At 60.7% G+C, this 23,125-nt stretch carries 21 protein-coding genes; 9 read left to right on the forward strand and 12 right to left on the reverse strand.

Features of this window, described 5'->3' with window-relative positions:
* Positions 1-72: 72 nt before the first annotated feature.
* The 3 genes from RE4_RS21390 (at position 73) to RE4_RS21400 (ending at position 4,530) form a co-directional block, all read left to right on the forward strand.
* On the forward strand, positions 73-1,122 hold the full coding sequence (locus RE4_RS21390) for an alpha/beta hydrolase (protein ID WP_060939302.1): 1,050 nt from the start codon (positions 73-75) through the stop codon (positions 1,120-1,122).
* 255 nt (positions 1,123-1,377) lie between these two features.
* Entirely contained in the window at positions 1,378-2,394 is a 1,017-nt protein-coding gene (locus RE4_RS21395) for an alpha/beta hydrolase (RefSeq protein WP_060939303.1), read from the forward strand.
* Positions 2,395-2,478: 84 nt separating this feature from the next.
* A complete protein-coding gene (locus RE4_RS21400; RefSeq protein ID WP_060939304.1) occupies positions 2,479-4,530 on the forward strand; it encodes a prolyl oligopeptidase family serine peptidase in 2,052 nt (683 codons plus the stop codon).
* Positions 4,531-4,534: 4 nt separating this feature from the next.
* Here the strand turns inward: RE4_RS21400 and RE4_RS21405 are convergent, their stop codons facing one another.
* Complete coding sequence (locus RE4_RS21405; protein ID WP_020906717.1) at positions 4,535-5,368, reverse strand: alpha/beta hydrolase family protein; 834 nt, start codon at positions 5,366-5,368, stop codon at positions 4,535-4,537.
* A gap of 51 nt (positions 5,369-5,419) precedes the next feature.
* On the reverse strand, positions 5,420-6,334 hold the full coding sequence (ppk2, locus tag RE4_RS21410) for a polyphosphate kinase 2 (protein ID WP_024487730.1): 915 nt from the start codon (positions 6,332-6,334) through the stop codon (positions 5,420-5,422).
* A gap of 145 nt (positions 6,335-6,479) precedes the next feature.
* Here ppk2 and RE4_RS21415 point away from each other — a divergent pair, with 145 nt between their 5' ends.
* Positions 6,480-6,683: a PspC domain-containing protein gene (locus tag RE4_RS21415; RefSeq protein ID WP_003941534.1), complete on the forward strand. Its 204-nt coding sequence runs from the start codon at positions 6,480-6,482 to the stop codon at positions 6,681-6,683.
* Positions 6,684-6,777: 94 nt separating this feature from the next.
* On the opposite strand, the gene RE4_RS31325 is transcribed toward RE4_RS21415, so the two are convergent.
* From RE4_RS31325 to RE4_RS21450, 9 genes are all read right to left on the reverse strand, one after another.
* Complete coding sequence (locus tag RE4_RS31325) at positions 6,778-6,921, reverse strand: hypothetical protein (RefSeq protein ID WP_003941503.1); 144 nt, start codon at positions 6,919-6,921, stop codon at positions 6,778-6,780.
* 63 nt (positions 6,922-6,984) lie between these two features.
* Positions 6,985-7,170: a hypothetical protein gene (locus RE4_RS21420; protein ID WP_223304379.1), complete on the reverse strand. Its 186-nt coding sequence runs from the start codon at positions 7,168-7,170 to the stop codon at positions 6,985-6,987.
* A gap of 212 nt (positions 7,171-7,382) precedes the next feature.
* Complete coding sequence (locus RE4_RS21425; RefSeq protein ID WP_060939305.1) at positions 7,383-8,828, reverse strand: wax ester/triacylglycerol synthase domain-containing protein; 1,446 nt, start codon at positions 8,826-8,828, stop codon at positions 7,383-7,385.
* Positions 8,829-8,964: 136 nt separating this feature from the next.
* Positions 8,965-10,425, reverse strand: a complete 1,461-nt coding sequence (locus RE4_RS21430) for a wax ester/triacylglycerol synthase domain-containing protein (RefSeq protein WP_019744470.1) — start codon at positions 10,423-10,425, stop codon at positions 8,965-8,967.
* An 867-nt stretch (positions 10,426-11,292) separates the two neighbouring features.
* Entirely contained in the window at positions 11,293-11,424 is a 132-nt protein-coding gene (locus RE4_RS31670; RefSeq protein ID WP_255246887.1) for a hypothetical protein, read from the reverse strand.
* A 714-nt stretch (positions 11,425-12,138) separates the two neighbouring features.
* Positions 12,139-12,837, reverse strand: coding sequence for a hypothetical protein (locus tag RE4_RS31070; RefSeq protein ID WP_127159971.1), 699 nt, complete (start codon positions 12,835-12,837; stop codon positions 12,139-12,141).
* A 744-nt stretch (positions 12,838-13,581) separates the two neighbouring features.
* Positions 13,582-15,207 (reverse strand): chaperonin GroEL, encoded by a 1,626-nt coding sequence (gene groL / locus RE4_RS21440; protein WP_003941476.1) that lies wholly within the window; start codon positions 15,205-15,207, stop codon positions 13,582-13,584.
* Between the two features lie 273 nt (positions 15,208-15,480).
* Positions 15,481-16,038: a DUF6764 family protein gene (locus RE4_RS21445; protein ID WP_019744475.1), complete on the reverse strand. Its 558-nt coding sequence runs from the start codon at positions 16,036-16,038 to the stop codon at positions 15,481-15,483.
* A gap of 81 nt (positions 16,039-16,119) precedes the next feature.
* The gene (locus tag RE4_RS21450; RefSeq protein WP_060939306.1) at positions 16,120-16,905 is read right to left on the reverse strand and encodes an HAD-IIA family hydrolase; all 786 of its coding nucleotides are present in this window, start codon (positions 16,903-16,905) and stop codon (positions 16,120-16,122) included.
* An 82-nt stretch (positions 16,906-16,987) separates the two neighbouring features.
* Between RE4_RS21450 and RE4_RS21455 the strand changes: the two genes are divergently transcribed.
* On the forward strand, positions 16,988-18,133 hold the full coding sequence (locus tag RE4_RS21455) for a PucR family transcriptional regulator (protein ID WP_021333987.1): 1,146 nt from the start codon (positions 16,988-16,990) through the stop codon (positions 18,131-18,133).
* Between the two features lie 156 nt (positions 18,134-18,289).
* A complete protein-coding gene (locus RE4_RS21460; RefSeq protein WP_007733715.1) occupies positions 18,290-19,543 on the forward strand; it encodes an NAD(P)/FAD-dependent oxidoreductase in 1,254 nt (417 codons plus the stop codon).
* Here RE4_RS21460 and RE4_RS21465 read toward each other — a convergent pair.
* Positions 19,515-20,906, reverse strand: coding sequence for an amino acid permease (locus tag RE4_RS21465; protein WP_019744479.1), 1,392 nt, complete (start codon positions 20,904-20,906; stop codon positions 19,515-19,517). The genes RE4_RS21460 and RE4_RS21465 overlap by 29 nt on opposite strands.
* 189 nt (positions 20,907-21,095) lie before the next feature.
* Between RE4_RS21465 and RE4_RS21470 the strand changes: the two genes are divergently transcribed.
* Genes RE4_RS21470 through RE4_RS21480 form a run of 3 tightly spaced genes read left to right on the forward strand, consistent with a single transcriptional unit; the run spans position 21,096 to position 23,062 of the window.
* Complete coding sequence (locus RE4_RS21470) at positions 21,096-21,566, forward strand: SRPBCC family protein (RefSeq protein ID WP_003941500.1); 471 nt, start codon at positions 21,096-21,098, stop codon at positions 21,564-21,566.
* Positions 21,567-21,600: 34 nt separating this feature from the next.
* Entirely contained in the window at positions 21,601-22,053 is a 453-nt protein-coding gene (locus RE4_RS21475; RefSeq protein ID WP_019744481.1) for a hypothetical protein, read from the forward strand.
* Positions 22,043-23,062, forward strand: coding sequence for a DNA polymerase III subunit beta family protein (locus RE4_RS21480; RefSeq protein WP_060939307.1), 1,020 nt, complete (start codon positions 22,043-22,045; stop codon positions 23,060-23,062). Before RE4_RS21475 ends, RE4_RS21480 begins: the two co-directional genes overlap by 11 nt.
* Positions 23,063-23,125: the final 63 nt, after the last annotated feature.

The raw sequence follows: 23,125 nt of genomic DNA on the forward strand, positions 1-23,125 counted from the left end.
CGGGAACAGCAACAAAGGACCGTTCACTCCTGGGCGGATTCGAAGGAATTTTAGGTGGAGGTTTCTGAACGTATGCGTGCTCGCACTTTCAAGCGTGGCCGTCTGGTCGCCGCTGTAGCCGCAGTATCCGTGCTGCCGATGCTGATCAGCCCTGCAGTGTCGTCCGCAGGCGGAGATCCGTCGACCACCACGGCAACTGTTGCCAAGGCAAACACAACGGGTTCCAAGCTCTCGAGCCGCACGGACAACGGGCGCATCGCCACCATCAAGGTGTACTCACCTTCCATGGGACGCGACATTCCGCTCGAGGTCATCCTCCCAGCAGACGGCAGCGAACCCCGCCCGACGCTCTACCTGCTCAACGGTGCAGGCGGCGGCGAAGACCGGGCGACGTGGCAGCGTCAGACCGACGTCAACGAGTTCTTCGCTGACAAGAACGTCAACGTCGTCACCCCGCTCGAAGGTGCATTCAGTTACTACACCGACTGGATGAACGACGACCCGTCCCTCGGCCGTCAGAAGTGGCAGACGTTCCTGACCCAGGAACTCCCGCCCGTCATCGACGCCGAGTTCAACACCAACGGCGTCCAGTCGATCTCCGCGATCTCGATGACCGCGACCTCGGTCCTCAACCTCGCCATCGCAGCTCCGGGCCTCTACAAGGGCGTCGGTGCATACAGCGGATGCGCCGAGACCAGCACACCGGTCGGCCAGTCCTCCATCGAACTGGTTGTGGGCATGCGCGGCGACGCTGACGTGACCAACATGTGGGGCCCCCTCGACGGCCAGGGCTGGATCGACAACGACCCCGTCGTCAACGCCGAGAAGCTCCGCGGCACCGAGCTCTTCATCTCCACCGGCTCCGGACTCCCCGGCCCGCACGACACCCTGAACAACGAGGCGATCAACGGACAGGTCGGCACACTCGCCAACCAGGTGATCGTCGGCGGCGTCATCGAGGCAGCAGTCAACTACTGCACCCACAACCTCGCCTACCGCCTCAACGATCTCAAGATCCCGGCCACCTTCGACTTCAAGCCGACCGGCACCCACTCGTGGGGCTACTGGGAAGACGATCTCCACAACTCCTGGCCGATGCTCGCTCGTTCGATGGGCATCTGACCGAAATCGTTCCGACTCGACCCCGCTCCCTGCACTTCCTGGAGCGGGGTCGAGTGCTTGTCTGGGCCGATTCGGGGGTTAATTCGGGGGTTAATTCCGGGGCCAATTCAATTGTCAGGCAATCGAATCGCGTCACTTTCTGCGCCCGCTCTGCTTTACTGACACATAACAAAAAGTGAACCTGTTCCAGTAAGGGCTCACAGGCACTTCGATCCGTTCCGGATCCGAAGACATTCAGGTGGAGGATCCGAACGTATGCGTGCTCGAATTTTCAAGCGTGGCAGTGTGATCGCAGCTCTCGCAGTGGCCACGGTGCTGCCGATGCTGATCAGTCCGGCGACAGCTTCTGCGGGCGGTGACACGTCCGGATCGCACGTCGTGAGCAACACCAAGACCGGCGACCGCAAGGTCACCATCTCGGTCTTCTCCCCGGCGATGGATCGCAACATCCCGCTCGAGGTCATCCTCCCAGCAGATGGCAGCGAACCCCGCCCGACGCTCTACCTGCTCAACGGTGCAGGCGGCGGCGAAGACTCGGCGACCTGGCAACGCAAGACCGACGTCATGAACTTCTTCCAGGACAAGAACGTCAACGTCGTCACTCCACTCGAAGGCGCATTCAGCTACTACACCGACTGGGTGAACGACGATCCGGTTCTCGGTCGCCAGAAGTGGCAGACGTTCCTGACCCAGGAACTCCCGCCCGTCATCGACGCCGAGTTCAATACCAACAAGGTCCAGTCGATCTCCGCGATCTCCATGACCGCGACCTCGGTCCTCAACCTCGCCATCGCGGCTCCCGGCCTCTACAAGGGCGTCGGCGCGTACAGCGGATGTGCCGAGACCAGCACTCCCGTCGGTCAGAGTGCGATCGAACTTGTCACAGGTACCCGCGGCGGAGCTGACATCACCAACATGTGGGGCCCCCTCGACGGTCAGGGCTGGAAGGACAACGATCCGGTCCTCAACGCCGAGAAGCTCCGCGGCACCGAACTCTACGTCTCCACCGGCTCCGGACTCCCCGGCCCACACGACACTCTCGCCAATCCCGCGATCAACGGTCAGGTCGGTGCGCTCGCCAACCAGGCGATCGTCGGCGGCATCATCGAGGCAGCGGTCAACTACTGCACCCACAACCTCGCCTACCGCCTGAGCGACCTGAAGATCCCGGCCACCTTCGACTTCAAGCCGACCGGCACCCACTCGTGGGGCTACTGGCAAGACGATCTCCACAACTCCTGGCCGATGCTCGCTCACTCCCTGGGCGTCTGACCCGATTCGTTCTCACTCGACCCCGCTCCAGTGTTTCGGGAGCGGGGTCGAGTGCTGTCGGGAGCGAGCAGTAAGAATGGACGTATGACTTCCGATCAGCAGCCCACCACCGGCGACGACCCCTACCTCTGGCTCGAAGACGTGACCGGTGAGTCTGCACTCGATTGGGTCCGTCAGCACAATGCCGTGACCGAGGAGCAGCTCACCGACAACGAGCGCTTCGATCGACTGCAGAGCGACGTGCGCGAGATTCTCGATACCGACGCGCGAATCCCCTACGTCCGCCGTCGAGGTGAGTTCCTCTACAACTTCTGGCGCGACAGCACCCACGTTCGCGGATTGTGGCGACGCACGACGTTCGATCAGTACGTCACCGACGACCCGGAATGGGACGTCCTGGTCGACCTCGACGCCCTGGCCGAGGCCGAGGGCGAGAACTGGGTCTGGAAGGGCACGCAACTTCTACGGCCACACCGCAACCGTGCATTGATCAGCCTCTCCCGCGGCGGGGCAGACGCGGCGGTCGTTCGCGAGTTCGACATCGACAAGCGCGAGTTCCTCGCTCCCGAGGGCGAGAATCCCGGCTTCTACCTTCCCGAGGCCAAGACCGACATCGACTGGATCGACATCGATACCGTCTACGTCGGAACGGATATCGGACCAGGGTCGCTCACCGATTCCGGATATCCCCGTCTGGCCCAGCGGTGGAAGCGCGGCACTCCCCTCTCCAGTGCCGAGACCGTCTACGAGGGCCAGGCCACGGACGTGGCCATCTCGGCTTCGCACGATCCGACGCCCGGGTTCGAACGAGACTTCGTCACTCGCTCGGTCGATTTCTACAACTCTCAGCATTTCGAAGTTCGCCCCGACGGTGAGCTGGTGCTCGTGGACGTCCCCGAGGACGCCGGGATCTCGATTCACCACGAGTGGTTGTTGATCCGCACCAAGTCCGTGTGGGCCGTCGAGGACACCGAATATCCGACCGGCGCACTGCTTGCCATCCGTTACGACGATTTCCTTGCCGGCTCACGAGCACTGACATCGATCTTCGAACCCGACGCACATTCCTCACTCGAGCACTACACCTGGACACGCGATCATCTGATTCTCGTGGTACTCACCGACGTCCGCACCACGCTGCGCATCCTGACACCGGGCGAAAACGGCTGGGAGGATCGACCTTTCGAAGGGCTTCCAGAACTGACCAGTATCGAAATTCTCGACACCGACCCCGATGTCAGCAATGAATACTTCGTCAACTCGAGTGGATACACCTCCCCTGCAACTCTTTTGCACGGCGTGATCGGCGAAACCGAACCCACTGCCCTCAAGCAGGCTCCCTCGTTCTTCGATGCCGAGGGCATCACCACAGAGCAGTTCTTCGCCACCTCTGCCGACGGCACCCAAGTTCCGTACTTCGTGGTGCGCAGTCCGCGTAACGAGCCCGGCCCCACCCTGCTCTACGGGTACGGCGGATTCGAGATCTCGCTGACGCCGTCGTACAGCGGTTCTCTGGGCCGTGCCTGGCTGACGCAGGGCGGCACCTACGTGGTTGCGAACATTCGTGGTGGCGGCGAGTACGGACCCGGTTGGCACACACAGGTTCTCAAGGCCGGGCGCCACAAGGTGCACGAAGACTTTTCTGCCGTCGCGAGGGACCTCGTCGATCGCGGAATCACGACCCCGGATCTTCTGGCAGCTCAGGGCGGAAGCAACGGCGGCCTGCTGATGGGCATCATGCTGACCAAGTACCCCGAGCTCTTCGGCGCCATCGTCTGCCAGGTTCCGCTGTTGGACATGCGGCGATTCCATCTCCTGCTGGCCGGCGCTTCGTGGATGGCCGAATACGGTGACCCCGATGTCCCGGAGGAGTGGGCATTCATCTCGGAGTACTCGCCGTATCAGAACATCGACGCCGCCGCGTCGTACCCACCGATCCTGATCGCGACGTCCACCCGCGACGACCGCGTCCACCCCGCGCATGCCCGCAAGATGGCCGCACGGCTGGAAGAGCTGGGCAAGCCGGTGCTGTATTTCGAGAACATCGAGGGTGGCCACGGCGGCGCCGCGGACAATGCTCAGCTGGCCTTCAAGACTGCGCTGACCTACGAGTTCCTCTGGCAGAAACTCGGCTGATCTTTCAGCGGTCGCGCAACCACGCGACGACGCGCTCGCTCACAGCGGTGGGATTGCGTATCCAACCGTTGTGACCGAGTGGTTCGTCGATGTGCGTCATCGTCACTTGGGCCCCGGAGAGCTTGTCCACCAGGTTCTTTGCCGACCGGCGTGGAGCGAGATCGTCCCCTTCGATCGTGATCGACAGAACCGGCAAGGTCAGGCGAGCGATCCGCTCCTCGTAGTCGATATCCGCACCGACGGGTTCCATGCGACCGGTCCTGGCGAACCGGGCCCAATCGGTGATCAGTACTTTCGACTGTCGACCGAAGCCGCCGACGTTGACCCGGTCTCCCGGCCAGAAGCCGGCGATGTTGGCTGTCACCGACATCGCGGACGAGCCCAGATAGAGTCCGGGCGCACGGATTCCGGGGAATCCGCGGTGATACGGCGATCCGGAGGCAACCAGGATCAGTCCGCCGAGCCGGCCCCGAATCCTGGACGCGTACATGACCCCGATCTGGCCGCCCATGCTGTGCCCCATCAGAAATGGTGTGCTGGCCGGAAACCGCTCACGCACCACCTCGAACGTCGCCGGACAATCGATCGAGACCAGTTCCTGATATCCGAAAACACTCGACGCGCTCGGGCGCGGTTTGCTGTCACCTTGGCCACGCAGTTCACCGATGGCCGCATTGAAGCCGGCTTCGACCAGGGCCTGCGCCACCGGATCGTAGAACCCGGCGGGAACTCCGAGCCCGGGCAACATCACCACCACGGGTGCGTCGTCGTTCGGTCCGGGAAACAGACGGATCGGGGTCACGGTGCCGTCGGGGAGTTGGATCGGTACGGTCTCCATTCAACTCACACTAACCACCCACGCCGCGGATGGGCAGAGCCCACGCGCCGACTATTCGAGGCTTCCCACGATCAGCGGATCCGGAGTACCCACGATCTCGTAATCCTTGTTGTCGTAATCGAACTGACTGAGCACGTGACGCATCGCGTTTATCCGCGCGCGTTTCTTGTCATTGCTCTTGATGACGGTCCACGGAGCGGTGTCGGTATCGGTGAACCGAATCATCTCTTCCTTCGCCGCTGTGTACGCATCCCACTTGTCCAGAGAAGCGATGTCCATCGGCGAAAGCTTCCACTGCCGAACGGGATCGACCTGTCTGATCGCGAACCGCGTGCGCTGCTCCAGCGGTGAAACCGAGAACCAGAACTTGATCAAGCTGATGCCGTCGTCGACGAGCATCTGCTCGAACAACGGCACCTGGCGCAGAAAACGCTCGTGCTCCTCGTCGGTGCAGAAGCCCATGACCCGCTCGACCCCGGCCCGGTTGTACCAAGACCGATCGAACATCACCAGTTCCCCGGCTGCGGGAAGGTGCTGCACATAGCGCTGGAAGTACCACTGCGTCGACTCGCGAGCCGACGGCTTCTCCAATGCGACGACCCGTGCGCCGCGAGGATTGAGGTGCTCCATGAATCGTTTGATCGTTCCGCCCTTGCCGGCGGCGTCGCGTCCTTCGAACACTATGGCGTGCCGTGCGCCGGTTTCTTTCGACCAGTTCTGCAGCTTGAGGAGTTCGATCTGCAGCAGACGCTTGGACATTTCGTACTCGTCCCGAGGCATCCGTGCGTCGTACGGGTAGCCCTCCCGCCAGGTGTCGACCTCGAAACCGTCCGGCGACGTCAGCAGCACCGGATCGTCGTCGTCATTGTCGTCGACGGTGAAGGCGGCGGTGTCGGCCAGATCGACGGCGGTCGAGAGATCCGCGAAGGCGCTGAGGAACGGTCGGCGTTCTGCTAAATCGGTCACCGCCGACAAGTTAGTCTCCCGCAGCAACTGTTCGGTGAAGCTGGGATGAACTACCGGGGTATGACACGGCGGCCTCAAAAGATCAGGGTGCAGATGGGGGTCGTCCCCGATGGTGCGCGGCGCCATCTCGCTTCAGAATTGAAGCATGACATTCGAAAGCAACACACCTCGCCCCTTCACCCGTTCCAACGACAAGAAAATGTTCGCCGGAGTGTGCGGCGGAATTGCAGATTACTTCGGCGCCGACGTAAATCTTGTCCGTCTACTCGCGGTTATCGCCGCTATTTGCACGGGTGGAACCGCGGCTTTGGTATATCTCGCCGCCTGGATGCTCATGCCGTTAGGTTGAGAATTCCGGCAATTGACATGGCGAGAATTACGCGCCGACAAAAAGGTATTTCGGGGCCTACGCGCCAACACGAGCAGGCCCCGAAATCGACAATCTACTTGGCGGCCTTCAACTCTCCACCGCTGAGCGCAGCGAGGGCCTCGAGACCCTTGACGGCCAGGCCACTGACGCTGCCCAACCCCTGACCGATGATCGCACCGACTGAGCCGGCAGCGTCCATGACAGATCCTTCAAGCATGACGTTCTCCTTTAGATGTTCAGTGGTTCACTTGGGACGAGCAAATGACGCCGATCAGAAAACTCAGGGAACGACAGGCGGCGTAAAGCTGAGGGTGTCGAGAGATCCGAAGATTCCACCGGCGGTGTCAGCCAGTGAACCGAAGAGGTTTGCACCGACATTGTCCAATCCCAGCAGCATTGTCAGCAAAGCCTGCATCGGTGCACCGTCCCCATTCGGACCACCGAGAATATCCATCAACGAACCCATGTTCAGCTCCTCGCGTAGGTGATTCTTTTTACCGTCGGTGACGATTATCGAACCAGTCCGGCGGTAGACACTCGACGTGTCGACAGTCACATTAATCCGCGAGATAACGACTCGACACCACTACGGACAATTACCTTAATTAGGATGAATTCGACAGAAATTTCCCGAACACAAATCGTCGATTCACCACAAGTTCCGACGCAAGTTGCTCTTTATCGTTCGCCTACCTCACGATTTTGGTCAGAAACTGCCTGCAAAAGCGTCGTGAACCCCACCCGCAACAATTCGACGTAGTGCTCGATATCCGGCATCGTCTCTTGCGAGACGATGACATTGAGCGTCAGAGAACCTCCACGCGCGGCAATGAGGAAGTGGCGCAGAATGTCTCCGTCGACCGGCGCCTGCCCACCGAGAACTGCCACCGCCGGCGCACCTTCGAAAACGTTGCCGTCAACTGATACCGGGACATTGCTGATCGTCGTGTTCTGAATGACCTTGTGCGAAGGGTCCAGCTTGTTGAGCCGACGCGAGAGACCGGTGAGTCTGAGCAGAGCCGCAGGCGAAGTTTCGATGCGCGTGCCGTAACGACGGACGGCTGGGTGTGAACTCCGCCCTTTGGCCCTCAGCGCCGAATCTCTGATTCGTGTCAGCCGCTCGACCGGATCTTCGACGTCTGTGTGCAGATCGACCGTCAACAGCGCCAGTTGGTTGGCCGACTCCCATTCGGCTATCTTCCGCATCGATCGGGGAACCATCGCCGCCAACCCACTGGCCGATTTCTCGCCCTTCTCCGACAGGTATGCGTCGAGAGCACCGGCGACGACGGTCAGGAAGATGTCGTTGACCGTCACGTCCGGAACGGCCGCTCGGATCGCTTTGATGTCTGCGCCGTCCAGCGTCAGGAAATCGATCGTGATGTCTCCACCCAGCACGCCGTTGAATCGGGTCGGTAGGCGGTCGGCCGAGTACGTAGGTAGCTCTCCGGCCTCTTCCGCCTCCCGAACCGTCTCGGCCGCAACCTTTGTCACGGACAGACCCCGGCCGAAGCGGATCGCCTGGCCGGGCAAACCGACGACCGTGCGCCCGATCAAATCCAGCGACGAAAGCCCCGAACCGGCACGCTTCGTCTCCGGTTTCGGCGGACCGGAGAACAGAAGGTTGGTCAGATCGCGGATCGCCAGACCGTCACCGGCCCCGTGGTGGGTCTTGAGCATGATCAGCGTCAGATTGCCAGGTAGCTCGTCGATCCCGCGCACGCCGGTCATGACGTGCAACTCCCAGGGCGGCCGGGAAAGGTCCATCGGCTCCCCGAGCGAGCGCCCGAGCAATTCACGAACCGGGGCCCACCCGGCAACAGGGGCACGATGGACGTGCACGTGATCATCGACGTCGAAATCGGCCGGGACCCAATAGGGATAGTCCAGATCCAGCGGAACTCGCTGGAGTCGACTCGTGAACAGTGGCCAGTACCCGAATCTTTCGGTGATCCACCGAACCGCGTCGTCGTGCGTCATCTCTGCGAGCGGATGGCCCGTAGTGTCGAAGAAGTAGGCGCAGACCATGTGGCTCAGATGTCCGCCGGACTCGTTGTAGACGAACTCCGCGTCTCGCGGTCCCATCTGAGATACCGCGGCTGGCAACGAGTTCCGAAAGATCATGCATGCCCCTCAATTCCGACGCTGAACGAATGTCCGAATTGTAGCGAGCTGACATGCAGATCCTCTGGGTTCTGCTCGGAATCGTTGGGTATCACCAAATCCAGCAATCGGAAAAGGTGCCTGCGATTCCGATCGATCAGGAGGCAACCTCTTGGTCAGGTGAATCCGCAGTCTGCATCGCGGCTGCCGCCGCCAAATCATCGAAACTTGCTCGCAGTAGTTCGATGTAATGGTGGAGATCGGGCATGGTCGCGGTATCCGCGATGACGTTGAGGGTCAGTCCCCCACCTGCTGCGGCGACCATGAAATGCCGTAGCCCGTCGCCGTCAACCGGGGGCTGGGTTGCCAGCACGGCTGCACCCGGTGCACCGTTCAATGTCAGCCCTTCAACAGAGAGCGGAATATTGCTCACCATTGTGTGCTGGTAGCGGGGACGAGTGACATCGTGGGAATTCCTACTTCGCGCAAAAGCAATGAATCTCAGCAGGAATGCCGGCGCCGTTTCGATCGCGGCATCCACACGGCGAGTGGCAGGGTGGGAAGTACGTACCTTCTCCGAACGCGAGGATTGCGCGATGAGTGCCAATCGTTCCAGCGGCGCCGCAACGGACGTGTGCATATCGACCGACAAGGTCACCAGTTGATTGGCAGACTGCCACTCCTCGACCTTGCGCATCGAGCGAGGCACCATTGCCACCAAGGATCCCCCTGGCGGCTCACCATTTTCTGTCAGATACCGCGACAGCGCACCACCGACGATCGCCAGGAGAACATCGTTGACAGTGGCGCCTGGAACCGCGTGTTTGACCCCACCGATTACGGCACCGGGAAGGGTTAATTGCTGCAGCGTTCCCGATCCGCTGACTTTGCCGTTGAACCTGGTAGCCGGACGTTCGTTGAGGCTCTCGACCCATTCACCGGCCGATTGGGCCGCGTTCGCACTTCGTTGAGCAGCGCGATTCCCTGGAACGCTCCGGGCGAATCTGAACATCTGGCTGGGAATGCTCGCCAACGATTCGAGGAGTACACGCACCTTCAATAGTCGAGGTACTGGAACGTGTCGGGCGGCTCGCTCTTCGCCCGAGAAGATGGATTCACCCAACATCCGGATTGCTATCCCATCCGCTGCGCTGTGGTGGGACTTGAGCACTACGGCGGTCAGCCTCCCGTCCAGATCGTCGAGACCTTCGATTCCGTTGAAGAAGTGCAACTCCCATGGCGGACGGGTCAAGTCCATCCGTGAAGTCATCAAAGCACTCAAAGGCTTCTCGAGTGACGCCCAACCAGGCTCCGTGAGGTCTGTGACGTGTACGTGGTCACGGATGTCGAAGTCATTGACTGGCATCCAGTACGGATGATCGAGTCCGAGCGGGATACGTCGTACCTTGTGGGTGAACATGCGATGGTGGCCGAGCCGTGCGGTCACCCATTCGACTGCTTGCTCGCGCGAGAACTCCGACTCAGGGCGCTGAGAAGTATCGAAGAAATACACCCCTATCAAATGCCCCAGATGGCCGTCCGCCTCGTTGTAGATGAAATCGGCATCACGCGGGCTCAACCGCGCCAACTGCACCGCAAATTTGCTGGGCAATCGCATCGACACTACCTCGTCTCACTGCATCGGTAATCGTGACCGGAACTCGAAACCGAATGATCCCCGAGGCGTACGTCAGCCTCGGGGATCATTCGGACTCGGTGGCGTATTCCAATTCAGACTCCACCAAGAATTTCCTACTTCGGATTCTGAAGCATCTTGCTTCCGGCGGAGGTGAGGCCCGCTGTGTCGATAACCCATTGCACGATCGAAGTCAGGTATCTTTCAAGCATTGTGCATTTCCTTTCATCACACTGGGAAGGACGAAAGCGCGTTCAGGTATTTCCCGATCGTGCCCACGAGATCAACCGACCCGAAACTGACGAGATCGGACAGGTACGTCAATGATCCGTTCAACATTTCTTTCTCCTCTTCGGATTAGGTGCCGGCTATGGAGCCGAGGCCGGATTGGATCGATCCGGCTGACGCAGCGGATCCTGTGACACCCAGTTCAATGAAAGAAGAGATAGCTGCGAAAACTCCCTCGATAATTCCCTTGAGAGCCGCCAAAGGCAACTGGACCGAGTTCGCGTCAATACTGCCGACCGCGTCGATCAAACTTGCTGTATCCACTGTACTTCCACACTCCTTGGAATTCGTTCGTTCGGGTTTCGAAAAGAAAACAGCGGAGTCCATCAGATCTGCGTGGCCGTTATCCAAACACGCGGGTCTTGACGATTCCGAATTACGGCAGAGGGGGAACCTGCCACCCCAGGTCGATCGACGACATTATCGGCGCGAAAATGATGCCCGCAATGACCGACTTGATCAACCCTCCCATTTCGCCTTCGAGCACATCAGCGACCGATCCCAAACTACCCATCATTCACTCCCACTGTCAGAAAGATCCTCGGAAATTGAAACTATCGATCAGCTGAGTTCGATAGCGGATACCAACGAGCCTGTGCCGGCCTCTACGCCCGGCAGCATCGACCCGCTCCATGTGTTGGCCAGCAGATCGGTGAACAATTGCGCAGTCGCTTGGAGGAACATGACGATCATACTGATTCCCACCCTTTCGTAGGTCTTGGATTACTCATAGGACGTTTACATCGGACCGCTTGCAGTAGCCCACAAAGAACTGGTCCGAGCAGCAGAGAGAAAGATTTTGCAAACCAGGTAACCGATATTCTTCGGGGCGTACGCGCCCTTTCGCGGCTGTGGGGTGACATCAAGGTAGTGCAGAAGAGCCCGATTTGGGGAACTTTCGGCTAAACATTTTGAAGCTTTCTGAAACCTGTTCCATTTTTGCAGGTCGCGGGCCCGAGCCGGCCACAATTTCTACTGAAATCCATCAACACACCGCACTCAATAGCTTCGGCAACGCGGCACTACACACTGCAACGTATCTGCCGACGAGTGCAATCGATCTGTCTACCAATACCGTTCGACTACGCAATCCGAAGGTGAAAACGTCCCGCGAAAGTACTAGTACTAGAGGACGTTTCAACTCCGACGCACCGACAAAAGTGCTAGCTCTCAACCATCCGAGTCCGAACGGCTATGACTGCCAATAAGATTGAATCCACGTTGCTGGATCACCAAATGATCTGAGCACAGGAATGTCTGTGGAGGAAACCAAGTCCACAGCCGCGCACCACAGCTGACCGAGAGACGTGACCGCCTGTGCCAATTTGCACGGACGGCCACGTTCTCGCCGCATATCACCGCCGCGACCAATTAGACTAATTCACGACGGAGACAGAGCATCCAATGTTAGTGAAGCGTGCCGGCGCCCGCATTGAGTGCCGGGTAACTTCCAACCGCCCCCGTGATGTCGTCAGACGGAACGCAAGAGGTAGATGCACTGACTGGAATCACAACGGCTACTCCGTTCGCCTTGAAGCTGAAGTAGTTATTCGCAAAGTTACCGAACTCGGCCGCGGTTCCCGAAGTAGAGAGTTTTACATCGAACACCGGAGACGTCGTCACAACGGTGATCTGAGGTGCCTTGAATGTCGTGCTCGGGCCGACTCCAAACTTCCCAAGAGTAATAATTCCGCCTGAAGCCGAAACAGTAGGACTACCCGAACTGATATTCGTACCCGAACTCGTCTTGGTCGCACTTGTCAACGTCGCGGTATTGTACGAGAGCTTGTACTGAATATCACTCAATCCCTTGAAAGTATAACCCGGGAACGAGCTCGGCGTAGTCTGGTCCCCGAATTGGATTGTGTAGGTATTCGGCTGACCGGCCGGCGCAACGACCGTATGGTCAACGGTGACAGAAAGTTTTTCCAACTGCGCAACATTTCCAGGTGAACCGGCCCAACACGCGTTCTTAAAGCTTGTTGTCGTGGGCCCCGCTGTTGCCGACGCCGGAGCAACGGCCGCGAACACCAAACCTGCTGATGCAGCTACCGCTGCGAGACCAATCGTAGTACGTCGCGCCAGTGATACAGTCATGTTCTTCACTCCTATTTCCTCGTAAGGCGGTTTGATCGAACTGCCTGTCCGACGCGGTTACGCTCGCAGCGTTCCGTGTCGTCAGTTCCCCCTACCCGCGGATATCCCGGGTGGAAGTCATCGACTCATAGCCGAGTCGGAAATGGCAACAGATGCAGTCACCCACTCCGAGCCTTTAATCAACACGCAGTGGATCCATTCATTAAACTCACCTGTATCGTGAAGAATTTAACAACAATATTAGATAAGCTTCACCATCCGGCCGAAGACGCCAGAGATAAATATTCCATTATATGCGCTGAGCAACGAATCGTTCCCGCAAATATTTCAATCACGATTTCGGGAAATTGAAATTTGCAACCCGTAGCGAATAGTACTTGTATACACCAAAAGGCGTAGACATGAAGCCATCTGCTTCGATACATTTCAATTGCTTCAGACCGGAACTTTCCTCCTCGATGCGCAATACTGTAACCCAGATCACTGCAACATGTATCAGTTTTGTGAAGATTGTCGGAAATATTCTATTTTAGTTGCATTTTTCCACCAAAAGAACTAGTTAATTTCACACTAAAGACTTACTTAATTCAATCATTTGTTGGATATGTTGGCACTAAAGTTTTAGCACTAAAGAACTTGTCCAACGGTCGTGAACCGATGCGATTGACCGCCGTTAGGATGCCGTCTCCAGACAAGCAAAAGCCCGGCCCACCGAATGGTGGGCCGGGCTCTAGGAGCTAGGTGGAGATGGACTCAGAAGTCCATGCCGCCCATGCCGCCGGTCGGATCGCCTGCAGGCGCTCCGGCCTTCTCGGGCTTGTCAGCGACAACGGCTTCGGTCGTCAGGAACAGAGCCGCGATGGACGCTGCGTTCTGCAGTGCCGAGCGGGTGACCTTGACCGGGTCGTTGATGCCTGCAGCGAGCAGGTCGCCGTACTCGTTGGTCGCAGCGTTGAGGCCGTGACCTGCGGGCAGGTTGGAGACCTTGTCCGCAACAACGCCGGGCTCGAGGCCTGCGTTGAATGCGATCTGCTTGAGCGGAGCGGACAGTGCAACGCGAACGATGTTCGCGCCGGTTGCCTCGTCACCTTCGAGCTTGAGGTCGTCCAGTGCGGGAGCTGCCTGGAGAAGTGCAACGCCACCACCGGCGACGATGCCCTCTTCGACGGCTGCCTTTGCGTTACGCACTGCATCTTCGATGCGGTGCTTGCGCTCCTTGAGCTCGACCTCGGTAGCAGCGCCGGCCTTGATGACTGCAACGCCGCCGGCCAGCTTGGCCAGACGTTCCTGCAGCTTCTCACGGTCGTAATCCGAGTCGCTGTTCTCGATCTCGGCGCGGATCTGGCTGACACGACCGGCGATTGCGTCGGCGTCGCCGGCACCCTCGACGATGGTGGTCTCGTCCTTGGTGATGACGACCTTGCGTGCCTGGCCGAGGAGCTCGAGGCCTGCGGTCTCCAAGGAGAGTCCGACCTCTTCGCTGATGACCTCGCCACCGGTGAGGATGGCGATGTCGGCGAGCTGAGCCTTACGACGGTCACCGAAGCCGGGAGCCTTGACGGCAACAGACTTGAAGGTGCCACGGATCTTGTTGACCACGAGGGTGGAGAGAGCTTCGCCCTCGACGTCCTCGGCGATGATCAGGAGCGGCTTGCCGGACTGGATGACCTTCTCCAGCAGGGGCAGCAGGTCCTTGACCGTGGAGATCTTGGAGCTGACGAGCAGGATGTACGCGTCTTCGAGGACGGCTTCCTGACGCTCTGCATCGGTGGCGAAGTACGCCGAGATGTAGCCCTTGTCGAAGCGCATGCCCTCGGTGAGCTCGAGCTGCAGGCCGAAGGTGTTGGACTCCTCGACCGTGATGACGCCTTCCTTGCCGACCTTGTCCATAGCCTCGGCGATGAGCTCACCGATGGACGGGTCGCCGGCGGAAATACCGGCGGTAGCAGCGATCTGCTCCTTGGTGTCGATCTCCTTGGCGGTCTCGAGCAGGCGAGCTGTGACAGCCTCGACAGCCTTCTCGATGCCGCGCTTGAGGCCGAGCGGGTTCGCGCCGGCTGCGACGTTGCGCAGGCCTTCACGGACCAGAGCCTGTGCGAGAACGGTAGCGGTGGTGGTGCCGTCGCCAGCGACGTCGTCAGTCTTCTTGGCGACCTCCTTGACGAGCTCGGCGCCGATCTTCTCGTACGGGTCGTCGAGTTCGATCTCCTTGGCGATGGAAACACCATCGTTGGTGATCGTGGGGGCGCCCCACTTCTTTTCGAGAACGACGTTGCGACCCTTGGGGCCCAACGTCACCTTGACAGCGTCGGCGAGGGCGTTGAGGCCTCGCTCGAGGCCACGACGTGCCTCTTCGTCGAACGCGATGATCTTTGCCATTGCGAAGTGATCCTCCGGATAGGGGGTGACACACAAGGTGACCGCTCGTCGGGTCACCTCATCGGCACAAGGCGACCGTTTGACCAGTCACCTCATTACACGGGCGACCGATTTGCCTGGTCACCCATCTACGCCTGTGGTCTAGTCAGTGCCCGCGACGGACGACCGGGGGTGTCTATGGTTCCCGGTCTCACTGCCTCGACCTGGCACTCACGGTTCGCGAGTGCCAACTGCATTTTTAGCACTCGAGCGTGCCGAGTGCAAGGTTGAGCCTCAGCCCGCGATGCAGAACTGTCCGTTACTCAAATTGACCGCAAACGAGAGCACTCCGACGCAGTCGACGCCGTTGGCATCGGCCGTAGCGCCCGCTCCGTAACCGGCGATAGCGAAGGTGACGTTTCCGTCAGCCGCCCCGGCCCGCGCGATACCGCCGCCGAGCGCAAATGCCTGCGCCTGACCGTTACCGCGAGAAGCCCCCAGCGCGGTTCCGAAGCCGTTTGCATATGAATTGGAGTAGCCGTTGTCGGCGGCGACGCTCACAGCGGTACCGCTCTCGGCAGCACCGGCCTGCGAACGGCCGGCTCCGACGGACTGCGCGCCGCAGCTCGCGGTCTCGGAGACCTGGATGTCATTGGCCGACGGCGGCGAGACACACGTGACGGGGGCTGCCGAAGCAGCTCCCGCACCGGTCAGCGCCAGCCCGGCGGCGAGCCCCATACCTACAGTCATCACAGCCCCTGTTCTCGCCAGGCGGCCCCCCAACCGACTACTGGAAATTCCGCTGACTCGAGAGGATGAGCGACGGAACCAGACTGACGAGATCAAGGGCATAGAAAACTCCTTCGTGGAACAAGTTCATTGGATTCGGGCGCGAGAGTACCCGCTCGAGTGAAGTCCGTCACCCCCGCCTGGTCAAGCCTCGAGGACGACCCCGAGAAGGGCCGGAAGATCCGCGACCGAATCGATGACATGATCAGGCTTCTGAACCGACAGATCGAGCACTGTTTGCCGAAACTTGCCTGTGCGCACCAGAACTCCGGTCAAGCCGACTCGTTGTGAGGAGAGGACGTCCCCGATCAGGTCGTCGCCGACCATCACCGTCGCCTCAGGTTCGACATGCATCAGTTCCGTGGCTGTCAGGAACCCCGTGAGAGACGGTTTACCCACTGCGGCGATATTTACACCTGCCACTTCCTCGAAGCCCGGCAAGTACGTTCCGGTGTCGATCCGAAGGCCGTCTACGGTCTCCCACATCATCCCGCGGTGCATCGCGACGACGGGCACACCGGCGAGCAGAAGTTCGAGCACTCGGCTCAGCGCCTCGTGGGTGAACTCCGGGCCGGCGCCGCCGAGAATCACGACCTCCGGATCGGCGTCGTCGAATTCGATTCCCTCGAGATCGGCAGACACGTCACCGTGATTGAGGACCCACGCCCGCGCGTCCGGGTAGGTCGCCCGCACGTACTCCCCTGTGAGCCTGGCGGCAGTAACTATCTGGCTCGCCTCGACCTCGATACCGGCGTCGCACAACCCCTGCGCGATGAGCGTCGAACTGCGCGAGGTTGTGTTGGTCAGAAATCCACAGGCCAATCCGCGCCGCCGAACTTCGAGTACTGCTTCCCCTGCTCCCTCGATCGGCTGCCAGGACGTGAGCAGGACTCCGTCGATATCGAACAGAACACCTTCGATGTCGGCCATTGCACCAGCCTATATTCGCCATCGAGGTCCTGCCGAGGCGTCGTAACCCGAAATCCGTCGATCGCTCAGTAGGCTCCCACCCATGGACCTGCGCGACGACGACCTCTTCTCCGTTGCCGGTTCTCTGGCCGAATTGCTCGGCGCTCCCGTCACGATCGAGGACGAGAACTCGACTGTCCTCGCGTACTCCGGCGGCGAGCAGGCCGTGGACGAAGCTCGCATCGGCACGATCCTCGGCCGGCAGGTACCCAGCCGATTCCGCCAATTACTCTCCGATGCAGGAGTATTCGATCGTCTCCACCGAGAGAGTGACCCAATCTACGTTGATCTCGAAGACCCTGCGATCACGCCGCGCCTGGTCATCGCAGTTCGCGAGAACGATCGCCCCGTCGGCTCGATCTGGGTCGCACTCGCCGGAACACCGACGCCCACACAGGAATCGATACTTCGATCCGCGGTATCTGTCGTGGCCGAGAGAATCGCCTCGGAGCGTGACCGGGTCGACAGCACACGCCGTCGCCAATCCCAGCGCGTCCAAGCTCTGATCGGCGGTGGCGAACCCGCATTCCGCGCCGCCGACGACTTGCGGTTGGCAGGCCCGCTCACCGTCGTCGCCGTCGGAACCGTTGCGGGACCACTGCCGGCGGGGTTGGTCGCCTCTTTGAGCTTGTACCTCGACACTCTGGCCGTCGACGCCGTTGCAGCTCAACTGTCCGAGACCATCTACCTTGTCATCGCGACCGACGAGACCAACGCTCGCCGATTGTCCGCCGACTTCCTCACCCGCGCCCGCGGTCGCGAATTCCTGGCAGTGGCCGTCGGTCGGACAGTGAAGTCTGCAAGCGAATCACATCTTTCGCGCTCGGACACCGACCATGTTCTCGGAGCGCTTCGTCATGGCCGGTCCGGCGGAACCGTCGCGGGAATGAGGGACACGTTGGCCTCCGTACTCGCCCTGCACGTCGCCGACATCATCGACGGACTCGGCGACTCCACACCACTCGGAAGCCTCGAACGTCACGACTCTCAGCACGGCAGCGATCTGGTCGCGACGGCAAAGGCCTTTCTCGAGCACGGCGGTGACGTGGCGAATTCTTCTGCCGCACTGCATGTTCACCCCAACACGCTCCGCAACCGCCTGCGTCGAGGCAAGGAGATGTGCGGCGTCGACCTGACCGACGCCGACACCCGCTTGATTCTGATGCTGCAGTTCAAACTCGCTCGCTGAGCAGGCTCGGCGGTGCGTTGTGCGAATCCACAACGAGGTAGCTCCGACGATGGCCGAACGGCCAGTCCTTTTGCCGCCCCCGCGATTCATGCTTGAGAGAAGAGCCGGATGTGACCGGCGTCTCGGTTCGAGCAGAGTCTGTAGAAGGAGTGCGTCATGGGAACTCGTCAGAGCCCCGATCGTGTGGTCGTGGTCGGTGCGGGTGTTGTCGGATTGTCGACGGCCTGGTTCTTGCAGGAACGTGGAGTCGAGGTCACCGTCGTCGATCGCGACGGCGTCGCAGCCGACGCGAGCTGGGGCAATGCCGGTTGGCTTGCCCCCGCATTGACGCTTCCGCTGCCCGAACCCGCAGTGCTCCAATACGGCTTGCGCGCGATGCTCAGCCCGTCGTCCCCGGTGTACGTGCCACTGACCACCGATCTGAAGCTGATTCGGTTCCTGGTCGGGTTCGCGCGCCACTGCACGCCGTCGAAGTGGCAGGAAGCGATGTCGGTCTACACCGAGGTCAACCGAACAGCCTTGGGCGCGTACGACGAACTCGCCGACGGTGGCGTCAAAGAGCTGACCCGCCTGGCCGATCCTTTCCTCGCCGCGTTTGCGTCCGAGAAGGACCGACAGACTTTGGTGGACGAGTTCCATCACGTCGAGGCCGCGGGCGGCGAGGTCGACTTCGACCTCCTCGACTACGACGCGATTCATTCGCTCGAGCCTTCACTCGGCCAGGGTGTGAAAGCCGGTTTGCGTCTGCGTAATCAGCGTTTCATCGATCCCCCGTTGTTCGTGAACTCGTTGGCGGACGCGGTTCGTGAACGCGGTGGAGAAATCGTCAGCGGTTTCGACGTCACGCAGATCGACGATCGGGTCGGCGGAGTCACTGTTCGCAGTGCACACGGTGATTCACGCGACGGCGACGCCGTGGTCATCTCGAGCGGTGCCCGCTTGAACAAGCTCGCAGCACCGTTCGGTGTGCGCAAACTGGTGCAGGCCGGACGCGGATACAGCTTCAGTGTCAAGCCCGAGCACCTCCCCAAGAACCCTGTGTATTTCCCCACCCAGCGCGTCGCATGCACTCCGTTGCACGATCGCTTCCGAGTGGCCGGAATGATGGAATTCCGCAGCCCTGACGCGCCGCTGGATCCGCGCCGCGTGCAGGCGATCATCGATGCGGCCAAGCCGATGCTCAGCGGCATCGACTGGACTGCGCGGGAAGAGGAATGGGTGGGATCACGACCGTGCACTACCGACGGCTTGCCGTTGATCGGAGCCACGAAGTCGCCGCGGGTGCACGTCGCCGGTGGTCACGGGATGTGGGGAATCGCCCTGGGTCCGTTGACCGGAAAGATGGTGGCCGACTCGATGACCGGCGCTCAGACGCCGACCGTCATGCGCCACTTCGATCCGCTGCGCTGACAGCCGGTTTCACCCACTTGTAGTACGCGCCCGTCAGCAGAACCAGCCATCCGGCACCGACGAGCAAGGCAACTCGGGTATCGGCGATGACGCCGAGCAACACGATGACAAAAGCCAGGAACACGATCGCGAAGATCTGACCGTACGGCCACAGCGGCACTGGAAACTTCAGTGCCGCTGTTTCGTCTGCACTCATCTGAGCGCGGGAACGGAACTGCGAGAGCAGGATCATGATCCAGACGAAAATGGTGGCGAAGGTCGCCAGCGAGGCGATGACGAGGAACACCTGGTCCGGGATCAGGTAGTTGAGCAGTACTCCCACCAACAGGGCACCGGTCATGATGACAACGGTCATCCACGGAACACCGTTGGCGGAGACTCTCTTCATCACCTGCGGGGCCTGACCGGCATGCGACATTCCGAACATCATGCGACCCGCACCGAAAACGTCGCTGTTGATGGCGGACAGGGCCGCGGTGATGACAACGATGTTGAGGATCGATGCGGCCGTTCCCAATCCGAGGTTCTCGAAGATCTGGACGAACGGGCTGTTGTCGGAGTTGATGGTCTGCCACGGAATGATCGCCATGATGACGGCGAGGGTGCAGATGTAGAAGAGAATGATGCGCACCGGGACCGTGTTGACGGCTTTCCTGATGGTCTGCGCCGGATCCTCGGCTTCGCCCGCGGTGATACCGATGATCTCGGTGCCACCGAACGCGAACATGACGATCGCGAAACACGCGACGAATCCGCCGAAGCCCGTCGCGAAGAACCCGCCGTCCGACCAGAGGTGGCTGATTCCGGCATCGGTGTCGTGAACGCCGAATCCGAACACGATGATCGCGATGCCGCCGGCGATCATCGCGATGATGGCGGTGATCTTCACGAGCGTGAACCAGAATTCCAGTTCGCCGAACACCTTGACGCTCAACAGGTTTATCGCGCCGATGAAGAAGACGACAGCCAGAACCCAGATCCATCTCGGTACGTCCGGAAACCAGAACTGCATGTACAGGCCGAAGGCGGTGACGTCGGCGAGGCACACGATCACCATCTCGAACGTGTACGTCCACCCGGTCATGAAACCGGCGAGTGGTCCGAGGTGCTTGTTCGCGTACTCGCTGAACGAACCGGAAACCGGGTTACGGACCGCCATCTCGCCGAGCGCTCGCAACACCAGGTAGACCGCGATACCGCCGATCAGGTAGGCCAGGAGCACCGACGGGCCGGCTCGTTTGATGGCCTCGGCGCTGCCGTAGAACAGTCCGGTTCCGATGGCTGATCCGAGGGCGATGAAGCGGATATGGCGCGCTGTCAGCCCTCGCTTGAGGCCATCCTGCGTCGCGGCGTCGCTGTTCACTTCTCGGTACTCCAGTCGGATGGATCGTCATACGTGCGCGAACCATTGTCCGCTACCACCGCGCGTGTTCCCGCACGACCCTGTTGGACGGCCGTACAGTGACCTGACACACATGGTCCATTGACGGATCGCTTACGATCGACAAAAGTGTTTGTAACTTTACGTAGCATCAACTCGACTGGAGAGACTGTGTCCAACACCCTCGAAGCAAGCATCGACATCGACGCATCACCGCAGGACGTGTGGGCAATCGTCGCCGACCTGCAGCGCATGGGCGAATGGAGCCCCCAGTGCAAGGTGATGAAGGTAATCGGCGGGACCGTGCGTGAGGGTGCCAAGACGATCAACGTCAACCGCAAGGGCCTGCTGGTCTGGCCGACCTCGTCGAAGGTCGTTCGCTTCGAGCCCAACAAGTCGGTGGCGTTCCGCATCGCGGAGAACCGCACGATCTGGTCCTACGAACTCGAGCCGACCGCTACCGGCACCAAAGTGACCGAGCGTCGCGAGGCTCCCACCGGAACGTCGAAGGTCTCGCAGTTCCTCGTCAAGACCGTCCTGGGCGGAAACGCCGACTTCGAGGTCGAGCTCGTTGAAGGCATGAATGCCACCTTGAAGCGTGTGAAGAGCGAGGCCGAGGCGGCTGCACGCACCTCTGCTTGACCCTCGACCTGGTCGAGGCATCAGGATCCGTTCCATGGATCCCGTGATGACACAGATAGCGCAGGCACAAGAATTGGCGAGCTCCGGCGATCGAGCCGGGGCTCGCTCTGCGTTCGAGAAGATGTGGGAAGAGATCAGCGCCGCCCCCGATGCGCTCCACATCGTCTCCCTCGCGCACTACATGGCCGACGTTCAAGACGATCCGGCTCAGGAGCTCTGCTGGGACCTGCGCGCCCTCGACGCAGCCGATTCGTTGACCGACGCGCGAGCCCAGGAGCACCACGCATCGCTGCAGGTCGCCGGTTTCTATCCATCACTGCACCTCAACCTGGCTGCCGACTACCGCAAACTCGGACGCGACACCGAGGCCGTCGAACATCTGACGAAGGCCGAGGCGTCGGTCGGCACACTCGCCGACGACGGTTACGGCCGGATGATCAGGGGCGCTATCGAGCGACTGCGGGCAGAATTGATCCGTGACCACTAGTTCCGCCCTCTTGACGATCGGCGAGATGTCCAGGGCGTCGGCGCTCCCGATCAGCGCGCTGCGGTTCTATGACAAGGAAGGCGTGCTTGTCCCGCATTCCGTCGATCCGCACACCGGTTACCGCTGGTACACCGACGACCAACTCCGCGACGCACGCGTGATCGCCGGTATGCGACGCGTCGGTGTTCCGATCCGCGACATGATGGCCGTCCTGACCGGGCCGGAACCCCATTCGTGCCTGGACGCCCATCTGCGCAACCTCGAGGACGGTCTCGCCGACGCCCGGGCCGAACTGGGGCGAATTCACCGGCTGATCGATTCGCTACCTGCCTCCGGCGTCGTGGACATCGACTCGTGGGATCTACGACGCGCACTCGACGCCGTGCTGTTCGCCGTGAACGAGGAATCGGAGTTCCCGATACTTCGCGGCGTCCACCTCGACATTCACGACGGCGTCGCTGCGTTTGTCACCACTGATCAATTCCGGCTCGCGGTCGCCGAGGTGAAAGTTCACTCCGCTCTGACGGTGTCCGCTGTCGTTCCCGTCACCTTCGCGCGATTGTTGCGCGACGTCGCCGGCGTCGTGACGTTGACTTTCTCCGCGCGCACGGTGACTGCGTCGTATCCCGGAGGTGAGGTGTCCAGCCCGTTGATCGAGGACGGCGAGTTCCCCGATCACCGAATCCTGCGCGAGCACAACGACGCCGTCGAACTGAGCGGCAACCAACTTGCCGCCCTGCTCAACGGCACCGAGGACAGCGCCGTCGTCAGCGTCGGCGAAGACGGTGGTGCACGGGTGAATCCGGGCGGAATGGATCCCCGTGAACAGTTCCGAGTACTGGTCGACCGACAGCGACTGCGCGACGCCGCCGCAGCCCAACCGGGGCGGCAACTGGTGATCCGAGTAAGCGGTGCGGCGCTGCCGCTGGCGATACGCACCGGCGACTGTGTCGGGTACTACTCGTACTTGATGCCACTACAGCCTGTAGGAGAGAAGGCGTTCACGTAATCTATGGATGCTCTACCACCCCGTACTGTCAGTGCGACCAGCAGAAGACCTACCGAGTAGTTA

Origin of the sequence: Rhodococcus erythropolis NBRC 15567 (assembly GCF_001552595.1) — a bacterium.
Classification (GTDB): domain Bacteria; phylum Actinomycetota; class Actinomycetes; order Mycobacteriales; family Mycobacteriaceae; genus Rhodococcus_F; species Rhodococcus_F erythropolis.

What these genes read in the sequence shown, in the direction of transcription:
- RE4_RS21475 (WP_019744481.1), top strand. Translation starts at nt 21,601, where the DNA reads ATGGATCCCGTGATGACACAGATAGCGCAGGCACAAGAATTGGCGAGC.
- RE4_RS21445 (WP_019744475.1), bottom strand. Translation starts at nt 16,038, where the DNA reads ATGCCCTTGATCTCGTCAGTCTGGTTCCGTCGCTCATCCTCTCGAGTC.
- RE4_RS21430 (WP_019744470.1), bottom strand. Translation starts at nt 10,425, where the DNA reads ATGCGATTGCCCAGCAAATTTGCGGTGCAGTTGGCGCGGTTGAGCCCG.
- RE4_RS31670 (WP_255246887.1), bottom strand. Translation starts at nt 11,424, where the DNA reads ATGATCGTCATGTTCCTCCAAGCGACTGCGCAATTGTTCACCGATCTG.
- RE4_RS21395 (WP_060939303.1), top strand. Translation starts at nt 1,378, where the DNA reads ATGCGTGCTCGAATTTTCAAGCGTGGCAGTGTGATCGCAGCTCTCGCA.
- RE4_RS31325 (WP_003941503.1), bottom strand. Translation starts at nt 6,921, where the DNA reads ATGCTTGAAGGATCTGTCATGGACGCTGCCGGCTCAGTCGGTGCGATC.
- RE4_RS21390 (WP_060939302.1), top strand. Translation starts at nt 73, where the DNA reads ATGCGTGCTCGCACTTTCAAGCGTGGCCGTCTGGTCGCCGCTGTAGCC.
- RE4_RS21405 (WP_020906717.1), bottom strand. Translation starts at nt 5,368, where the DNA reads ATGGAGACCGTACCGATCCAACTCCCCGACGGCACCGTGACCCCGATC.
- RE4_RS21455 (WP_021333987.1), top strand. Translation starts at nt 16,988, where the DNA reads ATGGACCTGCGCGACGACGACCTCTTCTCCGTTGCCGGTTCTCTGGCC.
- RE4_RS21400 (WP_060939304.1), top strand. Translation starts at nt 2,479, where the DNA reads ATGACTTCCGATCAGCAGCCCACCACCGGCGACGACCCCTACCTCTGG.
- RE4_RS21460 (WP_007733715.1), top strand. Translation starts at nt 18,290, where the DNA reads ATGGGAACTCGTCAGAGCCCCGATCGTGTGGTCGTGGTCGGTGCGGGT.
- RE4_RS21415 (WP_003941534.1), top strand. Translation starts at nt 6,480, where the DNA reads ATGACATTCGAAAGCAACACACCTCGCCCCTTCACCCGTTCCAACGAC.
- RE4_RS21420 (WP_223304379.1), bottom strand. Translation starts at nt 7,170, where the DNA reads ATGGGTTCGTTGATGGATATTCTCGGTGGTCCGAATGGGGACGGTGCA.
- groL (WP_003941476.1), bottom strand. Translation starts at nt 15,207, where the DNA reads ATGGCAAAGATCATCGCGTTCGACGAAGAGGCACGTCGTGGCCTCGAG.
- RE4_RS21425 (WP_060939305.1), bottom strand. Translation starts at nt 8,828, where the DNA reads ATGATCTTTCGGAACTCGTTGCCAGCCGCGGTATCTCAGATGGGACCG.
- RE4_RS21450 (WP_060939306.1), bottom strand. Translation starts at nt 16,905, where the DNA reads ATGGCCGACATCGAAGGTGTTCTGTTCGATATCGACGGAGTCCTGCTC.